Annotated in this window: 14 protein-coding genes; 5 read left to right on the top strand and 9 right to left on the bottom strand. The window is 72.0% G+C overall.

From position 1 onward, the window contains the following. Positions 1-18: 18 nt before the first annotated feature. Complete coding sequence (locus P0R32_RS10910; RefSeq protein ID WP_276239396.1) at positions 19-1,140, bottom strand: MFS transporter; 1,122 nt, start codon at positions 1,138-1,140, stop codon at positions 19-21. 161 nt (positions 1,141-1,301) lie between these two features. Between P0R32_RS10910 and P0R32_RS10915 the strand changes: the two genes are divergently transcribed. From P0R32_RS10915 to P0R32_RS10935, 5 genes are all read left to right on the top strand, one after another. Continuing rightward, positions 1,302-1,472: an HVO_0758 family zinc finger protein gene (locus P0R32_RS10915; protein ID WP_276237011.1), complete on the top strand. Its 171-nt coding sequence runs from the start codon at positions 1,302-1,304 to the stop codon at positions 1,470-1,472. A gap of 180 nt (positions 1,473-1,652) precedes the next feature. Next, on the top strand, positions 1,653-2,615 hold the full coding sequence (locus tag P0R32_RS10920) for an ABC transporter ATP-binding protein (RefSeq protein ID WP_276237012.1): 963 nt from the start codon (positions 1,653-1,655) through the stop codon (positions 2,613-2,615). Further along, positions 2,612-3,481: an ABC transporter permease gene (locus tag P0R32_RS10925; RefSeq protein WP_276237014.1), complete on the top strand. Its 870-nt coding sequence runs from the start codon at positions 2,612-2,614 to the stop codon at positions 3,479-3,481. The genes P0R32_RS10920 and P0R32_RS10925 overlap by 4 nt, the downstream gene beginning before the upstream one ends. A 68-nt stretch (positions 3,482-3,549) precedes the next feature. Continuing rightward, positions 3,550-3,936 carry a winged helix-turn-helix domain-containing protein gene (locus tag P0R32_RS10930; protein WP_276237016.1) on the top strand — a complete coding sequence of 129 codons (387 nt, stop codon included), beginning with the start codon at positions 3,550-3,552 and terminating at the stop codon, positions 3,934-3,936. Beyond that, positions 3,933-4,673 (top strand): DUF7521 family protein, encoded by a 741-nt coding sequence (locus P0R32_RS10935; RefSeq protein ID WP_276237018.1) that lies wholly within the window; start codon positions 3,933-3,935, stop codon positions 4,671-4,673. The genes P0R32_RS10930 and P0R32_RS10935 overlap by 4 nt, the downstream gene beginning before the upstream one ends. Before the next feature lie 108 nt (positions 4,674-4,781). Here the strand turns inward: P0R32_RS10935 and P0R32_RS10940 are convergent, their stop codons facing one another. The 8 genes from P0R32_RS10940 to P0R32_RS10975 are packed head-to-tail and all read right to left on the bottom strand — an operon-like array spanning position 4,782 to position 13,312. Beyond that, positions 4,782-5,882 carry an aldo/keto reductase gene (locus P0R32_RS10940; RefSeq protein ID WP_276237019.1) on the bottom strand — a complete coding sequence of 367 codons (1,101 nt, stop codon included), beginning with the start codon at positions 5,880-5,882 and terminating at the stop codon, positions 4,782-4,784. A 30-nt stretch (positions 5,883-5,912) separates the two neighbouring features. Then, complete coding sequence (locus P0R32_RS10945) at positions 5,913-7,079, bottom strand: DHH family phosphoesterase (protein WP_276237020.1); 1,167 nt, start codon at positions 7,077-7,079, stop codon at positions 5,913-5,915. A gap of 41 nt (positions 7,080-7,120) precedes the next feature. Next, on the bottom strand, positions 7,121-8,011 hold the full coding sequence (locus tag P0R32_RS10950; RefSeq protein ID WP_276237021.1) for an SDR family oxidoreductase: 891 nt from the start codon (positions 8,009-8,011) through the stop codon (positions 7,121-7,123). Between the two features lie 3 nt (positions 8,012-8,014). Continuing rightward, positions 8,015-8,449: a DUF5791 family protein gene (locus P0R32_RS10955; RefSeq protein WP_276237022.1), complete on the bottom strand. Its 435-nt coding sequence runs from the start codon at positions 8,447-8,449 to the stop codon at positions 8,015-8,017. A gap of 34 nt (positions 8,450-8,483) precedes the next feature. Next, positions 8,484-11,603 carry a DUF7286 family protein gene (locus P0R32_RS10960; RefSeq protein ID WP_276237024.1) on the bottom strand — a complete coding sequence of 1,040 codons (3,120 nt, stop codon included), beginning with the start codon at positions 11,601-11,603 and terminating at the stop codon, positions 8,484-8,486. Next, on the bottom strand, positions 11,600-12,433 hold the full coding sequence (locus tag P0R32_RS10965; protein WP_276237025.1) for a DUF7284 family protein: 834 nt from the start codon (positions 12,431-12,433) through the stop codon (positions 11,600-11,602). The genes P0R32_RS10960 and P0R32_RS10965 overlap by 4 nt, the downstream gene beginning before the upstream one ends. Beyond that, positions 12,430-12,858: a DUF7285 family protein gene (locus tag P0R32_RS10970; protein ID WP_276237026.1), complete on the bottom strand. Its 429-nt coding sequence runs from the start codon at positions 12,856-12,858 to the stop codon at positions 12,430-12,432. The genes P0R32_RS10965 and P0R32_RS10970 overlap by 4 nt, the downstream gene beginning before the upstream one ends. Further along, a complete protein-coding gene (locus P0R32_RS10975; RefSeq protein WP_276237027.1) occupies positions 12,833-13,312 on the bottom strand; it encodes a DUF7283 family protein in 480 nt (159 codons plus the stop codon). The genes P0R32_RS10970 and P0R32_RS10975 overlap by 26 nt, the downstream gene beginning before the upstream one ends. Positions 13,313-13,317: the final 5 nt, after the last annotated feature.

A 13,317-nucleotide genomic window follows, 5' to 3' on the forward strand; every position in this document is an offset into this window, starting at 1 on the left:
TGCGACGGGGTCGGGGACTCACTCTGGGAGCCACGACGCGCGCTGAGCCGCGACGAGTCCGACGAGGAGGAGCGCGAGCCCCGCAGCCGCGGCACCGAACACCGCGTCGTAGCCGAAGCCCGCCTCGCGCAGCGAGCCGACGAACGACGACCCCGTCGCCTGCACGATCATCATCGAGGCCGAGTAGACGGCGTACGCGGAGCCGCGAGTCGCGTCCGGCAGCGTGTCGAGGAGGTACGTGTCCATCGCCGGGAACAGCGAGTGGATCACGTAGCCCGTCAGCGCCGACACCACGAGCAGCGGCACCAACCCGGAGACGCTCACCAGCGCGAACAGGCAGGCGACGAACGACCCCAACACCGCCAACAGGTACGGGACGTGTGGGAGGCGGTCGGCGAGCCGCCCGGAGACGAGGAACGCGGGGACGCCGGCGCCGAACACGACCGTCAGCGCGTTACGGGCGACGTTCGGCGGGAGGCCCTTGTCGAGCATGTACAGCTCGTAGAAGTTGAACACGCCCTGCCAGACGAAGCCGGTGACGCCGAGGATGAGGACGCCGGTGAGGATGGTGCGCCACTCGGTCCGCGCGGCGCCGAGCAAGTCGCGGTCGTCGGCGCCCGCTTGCGGGAGGTCCGCACCGCGTGCGGTCACGAACAGCGCGAACGTCACGACGGCTGCGGCGACCGCGATGACGGCGAAGACGGCACGCCAGCCAACGAAGGCGCTGATGCCGAGCCCGAGCGCGACCGTGACGAAGGGCGCCGCGAGCACCGCCGCCAACTGGCTCGCGGTGCCGTGAATCCCCATCACCCGCCCCACGGTCTCCGGGAACAGTTCCGAGACGAGCGGGTTCCCCGCGATGAAGTAGACGCCGGAGGCGAGCCCCATCCCCACGGCGGCGATCATCAGTACGTCGATGCCCGGCGCGAGGCTCGCGAACGTCGCCGCGAGCGTGAGTACGACGCCCGCGCCGAGGACGACGTAGTGCCGCGGCACTCTGGTGAGGAGCCAGCCGGTCGGGAGTCTGGGTGCGGCGCTCCCGACCCACACGAGCGTGACGAGCAAGCCCGCGGTCGCTTCCCCGATCGAGAAGGTGTCGATGAACTCCGACAACAGCGGCGCGAACACCACGCGCGCCATGTTGACGAGGAAGACGGTGGCACACAACGATCCGAACAGCCGGCCCCTGGACACGATTCACCGTTCGCGCGACCGGGGTCAAGCCTTCCGACTCGCCGTCGCCGTGGGCGCCGTTCGCAGGCAACGCCGTGCTTTTGTGCCCCACCCATCAATCCACGGTCGTGAAATCGACACGGAAGGGGCTCCGGAAGGGCGAGTTGGAGAAGGACAACTACGAACGACTGCTGTGTGCAGAGTGCGACAAGTCGCTCGCGAAAGAGAACCCACCGGACGAGGTGTACTCGGTCCGCCGGTGCCCGGACTGCGGGCGTGAGTGGAAGGAACTGCGCTGAGTACCAGATCCGACACGACCACCACTGCCGAACGACTCCCCGACCGCGCACCAGCCCCCTCCCACGCCGCGTGGAACGTCCGCCGTTGCCGACTCTTCTACTATAAAAAGTCTCTCACCACTGTCCGGCGCGGCGACTGTCGGTCGTCGGTAATGTCCCCGATGCACGTACGAGTTGGTGATGCCTGCCATCACCATCGACTCGCTCCGCAAGGAGTACGGCGACGCCGTCGCCGTCGACGACCTCTCGCTCACGGTCGAACGCGGCGAGGTGTTCGGGTTCCTCGGTCCCAACGGTGCCGGGAAGTCGACGACGATCGACACCCTCCTCGGCTACGTTCGCCCGACAGCGGGCACCGTCACCATCCTCGGACACGACGCCGTCGCCGAGTCTCGTGCGATCCGCCAGCGTGTCGGCGTCCTCCCCGACGGGTACGCGCTGTACGAACGGCTGACCGCCCGCGAACACCTCAAGCTCGCCGCCTCCTTCCGAGCCGCGGACGACGATCCGGAGGCCGTCCTCGAACGTGTTGGCCTGGTCGACGCCGCCGACCGCCGCGCGGGCAACTTCTCGAAGGGCATGACCCAGCGGCTCGCGCTCGGGATGGCGCTCGTCGGCGACCCCGACGTGCTCCTGTTCGACGAGCCCTCGACGGGGCTCGACCCGACCGGCGTCGCCGAGCTCAGACGGATCGTCGCCGAAGAGGCCGCCGGCGGCACGACCGTGTTCTTCTCTAGTCACGACCTCGCGCAGGTGGAGGCGACCTGCGATCGGGTCGCCATCCTCGGTGACGGCCGACTTCTCGCGGTCGACACCGTGGCCGGGCTCCGCGACCGGTACGGCGCGTCTGTGACGCTCTCGATCGAGGCGACGCCGCTCCCCGACTCGGACGTGCTCGGGTCGATCGAGGGGGTGCGTGGTGTCTCCCTCGAGGACGACCGCCTCGTCTGTCGGTGTCGCGACGCCGAGTCGAAGGTCCGGGCGCTCCGTGCGGTGTTCGACGCCGACGTGGAGGTGTTCGACGTCGACACCGAGTCCGCGTCGCTGGAGGATCTCTTCGCCGCCTCCGTCGGCGACGACGCGCCTCCGTCGGCGTCCGCACCGAGCGCCACGGTCACCGCAGAGACCGGAGGTACGCAGTGAGCGCGCTCGGCGTCGCGCGGGTCGACCTCCGGACCGCCGCGCGCTCACGGATGGTGTGGTGGCTGACGGCCGTGCTCACCGCGTTGTCGGTGGTTGGCGTGTCGCTGGTCGCCCTCCTCGATGTCGAGGGAGCGACGGTCGTCGACGCCGTCGGCCCGCTGTCGCTCCCCGCGGTCCTGTTGGTCCCCCTCGCGGCCATCGTCGTCGGCTACGAGGCGGTCGTCGGCGAGCGTCGGTCTGGCAGCCTGAAGGTGCTCCTCGGATTCCCTGTCTCCCGGGCAGCCGTCGTCGTGGGGAAGGTGACCGCCCGGGCTTCGACGGTGACACTGGCGGTCGTCGTCGCGTTCGGCGTCGCCGGTGCCGTCGCAGCGGTCCTCTACGACGGCGTGCCGGCGGGTCGCTACCTCGCCTTCACACTCGCGACCATCGGGCTCGGCGTCGCGTTCGTTGGGCTCTCCGTCGGCATCTCGACGGCGGTCGCGACGCACGGTCGGGCGCTCGCACTCGCGGTCGGGTCGTATCTGCTGTTGGTGCTGTTCTGGAAACCGGTCGTCGCGGGCGTGCACTACGCCGCGACGGGCGCAGTCCCGGGAAACGAGGTACCTGCGTGGTACCTGCTGCTCGAACGAGTGTCGCCGACGGTCGCCTACGACGTGCTCACCCGGGCGGCGCTCGATACGTCGGCGACCGCCTCGGTGTTCGCTGTCAGACCGCCCGCGGCGAGCGCGGCGTCTGTGTCCGCCCAACTGGGCGGTGCCCCCGTCCCGTGGTACCTCTCGAATCTCGCCGCCGTGCTCGTTGTGTGTGCGTGGACTGTCCTCCCGGTCGCCGTCGGACTCGTGCGATTCCGACGGCGGGACCTCTGACCGCACGGAGGAGTTCGTGGCCTGTCGACCCGGCGGACTGATTTGGGAGGACCTCGAGCACCCGACAGATGCGTGAGGAGAACGGTGGCCCCGACGGCGTCGGCGACGACGAGTTGGGGGCGGTCGTCGGCGTCCTCGACGACCCCCACGCCCGGGCGATTCTCGCCGAAACCGCGCGATCTGCCCGATCGGTCGACACGCTCGCTGAGCGGATCGACGGCTCCCGCTCGACACTGTACCGTCGGGTCCAGCGACTCGTCGACCTCGACCTCCTCGCCGAGAGCCAGGAGATCGACCCGGACGGTCACCACTTCAGCACGTACCGCGCCCGGCTCGACCGCGTGACGGTCGACCTCGACGACGACGGCTTCACCGTCGCCGTCGAGCGCGCCCCCGTCGAAGACGACGCCGTCGACCGACTGAACCGCCTGTTCGAACGTCTCAACGGACCATGACACGCACACACGCCACACTAGCCGGATCGTCGGCAACCGTCCAGCTCGCTCCGCCGCTCCAAGCCGAATCCACCGTCACGGTCCCCGAACCACTCGTGGGGCTGTTCATCGTTTCTGTCGGACTCTCGGTCCTGTTTGGCCTCGCGACGGCCACCCTCGCGGTCGTTCGCTACCGACGCCGAGGTGACCCGTCGCTGCGGGCGTTCGTCGTCGGACTGGTGCTGGTCGCGGTCGCGCCGCTCCCCTTTTGGGTGTTCCTGATCGGCACGATTCCGCCGACGGTGCGGGGGGTCGTCCCACCGCTGTTCCAGACCGCCGGCTTGCTCGCACTGCTGTGGGCGATGTACGGGACGCCCGACCCCGACGGTCGACGCTTGCTCCGCGCTATCACGAGGGGCGACCTCCTCGTGGTTGCCCTCGCCGTGGTCGCAGCGGCCGTCACGGGCGTCCTCACCGGGCAGTACGAACCCGATCCGGCGGGAGTCGTGGGTGCGGCGTTCGTCGTCGGGCTCTCGACGGTGGTCGCCGCGCAGGCGACGCGTGCTGCCTACCGGTTCCGATCCCGGTCGATGGCGACGCTCTCGCTCGGAGTGCTGTTACTCGCGACGCTTCCCACGCCCGTCGGCGCCCTGCTGCTCGCCACCGACTCGTTCGCCCCCAGCGTGGTCGTCGGCGTCGTCACCGGTGCGATCTTGCTCGGTGAGGCGGCGATGTTCGCAACGCTGGCCTCGCGGTGAGGGAAGTCACTGGAACACGGGTCAAACACCACGTTCGGAAGGGTGTGCTCCGTTTCGGCCTGCAGTCTTGCGATTGTACAGCACACCGAATTCCCCCGAGGAGGGCCTTCACTCGAACACCGAGTCGAACGCCGACGCGCCGAGCGGGTCGAACGTGCCCGCGGCGACGTTCTCGCGGACGTGTTCGACGCGCCCACAGCCCACGAGCGCCGCCGTCACCGCGGGCGCAGAGCGCGCGAAGTTGAGCGCCCGCTGTGCGGGAGTGTCGCCCGCGAGGCGCGCCGCCACGTCCTCGGGGATGGCGCCTTCGCGCGCCAACTCGCCCTGGCCGATGCTCGCCGAAGCGAACACGGACAGCCCTTCCCGGTGACAGAACTCCAGCGCGCTCACCGGGCCGTCCTCGGCGCCGGCGTCGTGCGCGTCGACGGTGAACGCGTCCGCCATCCGGACGTTGAACGGGAGTTGCACCGCACGCAGTCCGTGGCCCTCGACTCCGACGGTCTCCGCTGCGGCCTCGGCACGCGCGAGCACCGCCGCGAGGTCGAGGTGGGCGTCGTGCTCGGGCGGCACGCGGAACGCCTCCCACGAGGCCACGCCGTAGGCGCCCAGGTCCCCCGCGGCGCGGCGTCGCTCCAGCGTCTCGAAGGCGGCCTCCAGTTGGTCGTACACGTCGTCGCGCTCGCGGACCGCCAACTGCGTCTCCGGGTTGTGGACGTAGTAGCAGTCCACGCTCCGAATCCCCATCGCGTCCAGCGATCTGTCCAGCATCGCGTCGAGGAACTCGGGGGCGATGCAGTGGCTGCCGTGGGCGAGGTCGGCGGGGTCGACGAGGCCGGCGTCGACGAACGTCTCGCGGACGTAGCGCGCGGGATCCTCGGGACGGTCGCCGTCGAACGGGAGGAAGCCCGCCTTGCTCGCGACGACGACGGCCTCGCGGTCGACGCCACTCTCTCGGAGCGCCTCGCCGACGACCCGCTCGGCGCGCCCGCAGCGATAGTTGCTCGCGGTGTCGACGAGGTTGACGCCGTTCGTCAGCGCCGTCGCGAGCGCCTCGCGGTACCGGTCGTCGACGGCGTCTGTCGCGTCGCCGAGGTACGTGCCGGCGCCGACGCTGGAGACGACGCCCGGCCCGAACCGGCGGAAGTAGGTGCGACCGAAGCGGTCGCCGAAGCGGTCGCGGTACCCCCACGTCCCGCTCGAAGTAGCCATACCGGCGGGAGTGCCGCCGCGGAAAAAGGGCTACCGCTCGCCGTCCATCGCGTCGAACAGGCGGTCGATGAGCGCCTCGCGCCCCAAGACGGGCACTTCCTCGCTCCCGTCCGCGGTCACCTGCGGCCCGATCTGACCGCCGCCCATCCGAGCGTGGCCGCCGGCGGAGGCGCTCTCGACGTCGCTGACGGCGCCTTCGAGCGCGCGACCCATGTGGACGCGGTCGTCGCGCGAGCGACCCGACAGGTGGACCGTCCCGTCCTTCTCGCCGACGACGACGACCGCGGTGACGCCCTCCAGACCGACGAGTTCGTCTGCGGCCTGCGGGATTGCGTCGACATTGGAGACGCGACCCACGTCGCTGACGGCGAACGACCCGCGAACCTCCCGCCCGGCGATGGCGCGTGCCTTCACGTCGAGCGCCTCGGTGCTGACCGCCGGGTCGGCGATGCGTTCGAGTTTGTCCTCGTCGACGCCCGGTTGGAGGTACGCCGCCGCCGAGAAGTCCGCCGCCGACGCGCCGCGAGTGAGGCGATTCGTGTCCGACAGGATGCCGTACAACAGCCCCGTCGCCGTCCGGGTCGAGAGGCTCGCGCCGGTCACCTCCGTCTCGTGGGCGTCCGGTGGGATCGGCGTCGCACCGGTGTCGCGGAAGTACTCCGCCAGGATACTCGCCGACGCGCCGTAGTCGGTTCGGACGTCGGTGTACGCCTCGCCGCTCCCCTCGCCGGGGTGGTGGTCGACGACCGCGAACGGGAGGACGCCGTCGGCGCCTGCGAAGCCGCGCGCGACGTTGTGGTCGACGAGGATGACCGCCTCCGAGGTCAGGTCCGACACGTGGTCGATCGGGTCCAACTCGACGTCGAGCACCGTCCGGAACGCGCGATTCTCCTGTCGGCGCACCTGGCCGGGGTACTGGATGGTCGCCTCCGTATCGACGCTGTCGGCGAGTTCGGCGATGGCGATGCCGGCGGCCATCGCGTCTGCGTCGGGGTTGGGGTGGAGGAGCACGCTCACGGACTCACGACCGGCCAACAGTGCGCGGAAGCGCTCGCCGGGCGTCCGGCGGAGCCGTCGGTACAGCGCCAGCGCGGCGACGAGCGCCAGGGCGCCGCCAGCGACCGCGACGACGAGGCGCGGGTTGGCCGACACGGCCTGCCAACTCTCTTGGAAGGCGCGCGTGCTCACCTGTGCCATACCGGCGGTATACGGCCCCCCCATATGAAGGTACTACTCCCTTACTCGGCGAGAAAGGCGTCGATAGCGGCGCGGTATCCCTCGCGGTACGTCGGGAACCGGAACTCGTACCCCAACTCGCGGAGGCGCGCGTTCGAACAGCGCTTGCTCGTGCGGAGTCGTCGCTCCGCCGCCTCGGAGAGATCGCCCGCTGCGATTCGCTCCGCCGTCGTGCGTTTCTCCGGGCGGTCGACGCCGCACTCGTCGGCCAACCAGTCTGCGAACACCCACTTGTCGACCGGTTCGTCGTCGACCACGAGCACCGCGTCGCCGCGCGCGTGGTCTGCCTCCAACAGGAACCGGACGGCGCCGGCGGCGTCGTCGCGGTGCACCATGTTCAGGTACCCCTCGGTGACGGGGCCCTCGATGTAGCGCGTGAGTCGGTAGCGGTCCGGACCGTACAGCCCAGCGAAGCGGGCCACAGTGCCGTCTATCCCGGCGTCGCTGGCCTCCTCCACCGCGACGCGTTCGGCCTCGGCGAGCACGCGCGTCTTGTCGGTGGTCGGGTCGAGCGGGGTCGACTCGTCGACCCAGTCGCCGTCGTGGTCGCCGTGGACGCCGGTGCTGGAGGTGTACACGATGCGGTCGGGGGTGGCGGTACGCTCGCCGTACTCGCGAATCACGTTGCGTAACCCCTCGACGTACACCGCTCGCGCGGCGTCGGCGCCGCGCCCACCGGAACTGGCAGCGAACACGACCGCGTCGGTGTCGGGGAGCGCCGTCAGCGACTCCGGGTCGGTCGCGTCCGCGGCGACCGCCTCGGCGCCCGTGTCGGCGACGGCGTCGAGTCCCACATCCGACCGGCGGACACCGACGACGCTGTGGCCGTCCGCAACGAGTTGGCGCGCGAGTTCGAGGCCGACGTAGCCGCAGCCGACGATCGTGACGTGCATCAGTCAGGGGGCGCGCTCGACGATGAGCGCCTGGATCTCGGCGAGTTCGCCGAGCGTGAGTCTCGTTCGCCCCTCCAGCGCCTGTTGGACCTCCTGGCCGGTGAGGTCCACGTCGATCTCGGCGGCGATCGTGTCCACGTCGAGGATCGCCGTCACCATCCCCATCATCAGGTGGTCGCGCACCTCGTAGGCGATGTCGTGTGCGGGGACGCCCTCGGCGGGTTCGAGCACCGCCGCCGCGTCCGCGAGTCGCACGTCCGCGACGGCGTCGGCCTCCCCGGTCGCCAGCGCCGCGACGACGGCCTCGTCGACGCCAGTCTCCTCGGCGAGCGTCGCCGGGTCGGCGCCGTCGACCGCCGCCGCCAGTTCCGTCGCGTACGCGGCCAGCAGGTCGCCCGCGGTCGCCCCCTCGGGGTCCGCGATGGCGTCGTAGAGCATACCCGTGCTCGCCGCCCCGCCGCCAAAACCGTTGTCACTCCGGGGGTGCCGTCCGGCAGTCGGCGCGGTCAGACGGCGCACGCTCGGCACCGACGCTCCACGGACAGGGCCACCCACTCGACCGCTCGTCGGCGTTGCCGTCCACGTCGCCGACGCCCGCTGGACCAGCGGGCACGACGACGACCACGACGGTCCACGTTCGGAACGACACGCGCTCGTTCCGCCCGAGGCGCTCCCCCGTCCCGTCGTCGTCGACGTCGAGCGTGACGGTCGACCCGTCGCGGACGTACCGCACCCGTCCGTCGGCGCCGTCGGGGCCGGTCGCCGCGGGTGCCGTGAGCGCGAATCGCGGGTACGCGCCGGCGACTTCCACATCCCAGACGTTCGCGGTCGCGTACCAGTAGCCGGGGACCGGCGCGACCGGGACGCCCGCGAGCACCGGCCCGAGTTTCCCCTTTCCGTACTTGCGGTGGAGGCGAGCGGTGGCGTTCTCGCCTGCTGACTCGACTGCCTTTCGCAAGACTGCGCGGCGCTCCCGGCGCGTCTCGTCGACGGCGCCGGCCCGCACGTCGGCGGGGACCGCGACACTCGCGTCCGTCGCCGCAGCAGCGAGTTCAACCCGGAGTCGGACCGTGAGCCGGTCCCGCTCGACCGCGGAACGGTCGCCGACTGTCGCCGCGCTCCGCGCGAGCACCGCAGCGTACGAGCCGTTCACGACCGCTGCGACGCGATGCCCCGGGTGCGGCCACTTGCTGTTCGTCTCGTCGACCACTCGGCGTCGTTCACTCGCCGAGAGACTCGTCCGCTCGGCCAACACGATGTGCGCGCGTCGGTCGATCACGCCGAGTTCACCCGCGACCCGGCGGCGGAGCTGCTGGCGACTCGACCGGTCCACGTCGCCGTTCGCCGACGGAACGGCGTCACCGGCGACCAGTACCCTCCCCGCCTCGGCGAGCGACGCGGTCCGCCGCGACGGCAAGACGGCGTCAGTGACGCTGTCGGCAGCGTCGCCGGTCGGTACCGCGAACAGGTTCGTGTTGCGCGCGACGAGCGGGGTGCCCGACTCGTTCGGCCCCAGCGTTGCGACGTGGTCGGCGCCGACGCTCGTCACCGGGAGGTAGCCCGGCGTCCCGGTGGGAGTGAACGTCACCGACCCCGCGCGCCACCTGCCGACTGCCGATGGCTCGGGCGCGGTCCCCTCGGCGGCGATCCGAGCGAGGTCGTCGAGGCCGCCGTCGACACCCGCGCGGAGGTCGCCGACGCCGTCGAGGTACGCGTCGTTGCGCCGGTCGGCGCCGTCGGCCCGCTCCTCCAGCGCCCGGATCACGGCGTCGACGTAGGCAGCGCGCGCGGCAACGCGGGCCCGGTCGGCCACACCGTCGTAGGTCTCCGGTGCGTCGACGAGGTTGGCGCGCCGGTGCCGGAGTGCCGCCGCGAGTCGAGCGGGGGCGTTCGCCTCGCCGGCGGCGACGGCGTCGCGCGACACTGTCACCGAGACGTTCCGGACGCGCTCGCGGAGGCTGGCGAGGTCGCGAGCGACCCACGCACGGACCTGATCGCTCGGTTCCCCGGTCACGTTCGTCCGGTCCACGTGACTGCCGCGTCTGACCGCCCGAAGCGCGGCACGGTCAGCGGTGCCGTCGTCGGCCATCGTCCGCTCGACCCGATCGATCACGTCGGCGAGGTTGGCCCCGTCGACGGCACCGCCGGAGACGAACACCGGTTCGGTCGGCGCAGGTGAGACGGGGCTCGGTGCACGCGGCGCGTGCGTTACCTCGACGACGACGCGGACGCGGTAGCGGTCGACGGCCACCGCGGTCGTCTCGCGGACACGACCCCCGCGCGTCCAGCGTCTCGTCGCCCGGTTGCGAACCTCGACCGTCCGTCGCTCGTCGGCGACGGTGGCCGCGCCGGGCGTGCGACGCGACTCCCGTGAGACGACCGCGACCTCGCGCTCCATCGTCGACGAGGCGAGCGTCCAGTTCGGCCCGGGTGGGTCCGGCTCCGGGAGCGTCGAACTGGTGGTCGAGAGCACGCTCGTCCGTCGGGTCGCAGTCGCGCGGTACGCACCCTCGATTGCGGCGTCGACGCCCCCGCCTGCCGTGCCGTCCACGACGGCGAGGAACGCCCGGTCTGCGGTGGCGTTCACGCCGACCTCGAACACGTCGCTCGACGAACCAATCTGGGCTGCCGTCGACGGGCGCGGCGTCTCCGTCCCGCCGCGCGTCGTCCGCTCGGTGGCAGTGAGCACCTGCCGAGTCCACGCCCCGCCCCGTGTCGTGGCGGGGGTGAGCAGGTCCGTCGCCGCCACCCGTCCCGTCGCACGAAGGAGCGCGGCACGACCGGCGGGGTCGCTCTGGCCGTAGACCGCACCCTGTGCGCGCAGCGCCGCGGCGTTGGTCGACAACTCCACGTGGCGGTTCGCGAGGACGTTCGTGATCGGTGCTCCGTAGTGTTGGGCGGTGCCCCGCGCCTGGGCGACGGCCCACAGCCGCCACGTCAGCGCACGACCCAGGCCTGGTCCTTCCAACGGCGAGCGGTTCAGCCGCCGTTCGTAGGCGCGCGTCCGCTGGTGCATAGCGAGCACCGGCACCGCGACGGCGACGCTGTAGTTCACACGGCGCGTGGCGACCGTCGTCGCGCCGCGGCGAGCCGTGAGCGTCACGTTCCGGACGACCACTCGCACGGCGGTCCCGTTCGCCAGCGGTTCGACCGACACTCGGTCGATGACGGCGGCGGCGTCAGCCGTGGAGTCGAGTGGTCGCGTCTGTAACGACCCGCTCGCGGTGACCCCGCCCACGCTCGCTGTCGACCGGTCGAGGGCGGCGTCCACCGCCAGTCCGATCCGGAGGCGGAGCGCGTCGCGGAAGGGGTGGTCCGGGTCGAGCGCCCGGCCAACGGTCGTGTTCGCCGGCGTCGTGACTGGGCTTCGTGCGGCCTCGTGTGCGGCGGCGGTCGCCGCCGACCGGACGGCGGGGCGCCCGGCGGACTCGGCGCGTTCGAGCGCGTCGTCTGCGGCGGTGTCGACGGCGACCGGGCCGCCGACCGCCGCCGTGTTCGCGTACACGACGCTCCCGAGGAGGAGGACGACGCCGACCAGCGCGAACGGGACGCGCCCGCGGTCGTCGCCGCCGACGAGAGCGCGCGCGCTCACGGCGACCACGTCCTGACGACGACGACCACACGTCCGGGAGTCGCGCCCGGTTCCTGACCACACTGCTCGTCGAGTGACTGACCGCCCTCCACGCGGTCGGCCACGGCGGCGGCCAGTTCTCGGTTCGCCGCGGTCGGGCCGCCCCGTTCGAGTACCGCGACCGTGTCGACGCCGACGGCCTCGCCGGCGCGCCGGTAGCGTTCGACGACTGCATCGACGGCGGGGGAGTCGTCGCGTGCGGCCGCCGCGATTCGCTCGCTCGGGAACAGCACCTCGATGGTCGCCTCCGCAGCCGTCGTGCTCGGCGTCGTGTCCCCGTTCGACCCGTTCGCCGTGCGTCGCTCGGCCGGGTCACTGGAGCCGACAGGGACGGTGAATCGAGCGGCGGAGACCGTCGCGGTCGGCGGCGGAGTTGGACCGACCCGGACCTCCCCGCCGAGGTCGACGCCCGGAAGCGGTCGCCAGACCGCCCGGACCGCCGTCCGTGGTCCGATCGCGTCGGCGACCGCCGAGCGGACGGCGCGGCGATATCCGTCGAGCGCCGGCGACAACGGCTCGCCGTCGAACGTCGCCGAGCGCACCGCGGCGTGCGCGAGGTGCTCGGCGAGCGTGGCGTGTGCGACTCGGTCGGCCTCCGGCGACGGCGACGATCCATCGCGGGTGAGCGCGTACTCTACCGGCTCAGTCGTCGCCGCGAGCGTCTCCGCGACGCCCCCAGCGCGCACGCTCGCGGAGTGCGAGCCTCCAGGTGGGTCGACGCCGACGATGGTGACCGCTGCTCCGCTGACGAGCAGCAGCGCGAGACACACGTCGAGGAGCGACCCGGTCATCGCCACACCACCACGCGGAGTTCACCCGGCCTGACACGACCGGGGCCGAGGGCGACGCCGACTCGTCGCGCGGCGACCGCTCGGTCGACTGCTCCCGTTGGGCCGCCGCCGTCGGCGCGATCAGGCGGTGTCGCACCCACCGACCACCGCCGTCCGGCGACAGCGAGGGTCGCATTTGCGTGCGCCTCGCCGGTGAGTGCGCCACCGCCGACGGTCACGAAGCGGTCGGGGTCGGCGACGCCGCCGACCGTCGTCCGGTCGTGGACGCGTTCGAGCAGCGGTTCGGCTGCGGGACCGCCGCCCGTCGCAGCCCCGTCGAGCACCAGCGCGTACGCGGAGAGGCCCACCGAGACGGCGAGGACCGCAGCGAGCGCGGCGCTCGGCTCGGCCAGCCCTCGCTCACGCGACGAGGACGAGCGTGACATCCGTCTCCCCCCACGAGACGTGCCGGACGTACAGCGTCCGGCCAGTGGTCCACGTCGGTTCGTCGGTGGCCTCCGAACGGGCCGTCGCGACCGCGCCGTCGAACGCTGCGGGCGTGTCGAACGGTCGCTCCGGCGGGTCGCCGAGCGCCACTCCCGCGAGCGACCCGCCTTCCTCGACCGGGACGACGTCGTCGCTCGCGAACGTCGCCGCCGCATCGCCGCCGTCCGAACGGAGCGCGACGCCGACGGTGCTCACGCGGACACGATCGGCAGTCAGTCGGTACCGAGCGGTCGCGGGTGGGTCCGCGGCGGCGACGGTGTCCACGGTCGCGGCCACGTCGCTCGCGTTCGGCGGCGGAGCCGTGGGAAGGCCGACGGCGACACCGAGCGTCACTGTCGCGGCGGCAGCGAGGCCGAGCCACGCGTACCAGCCTTCGACGGGTGCGTCGAGCATGGGGG

It is taken from the genome of Halobaculum marinum (assembly GCF_029338555.1).
Classification (GTDB): Archaea; Halobacteriota; Halobacteria; order Halobacteriales; family Haloferacaceae; genus Halobaculum; species Halobaculum marinum.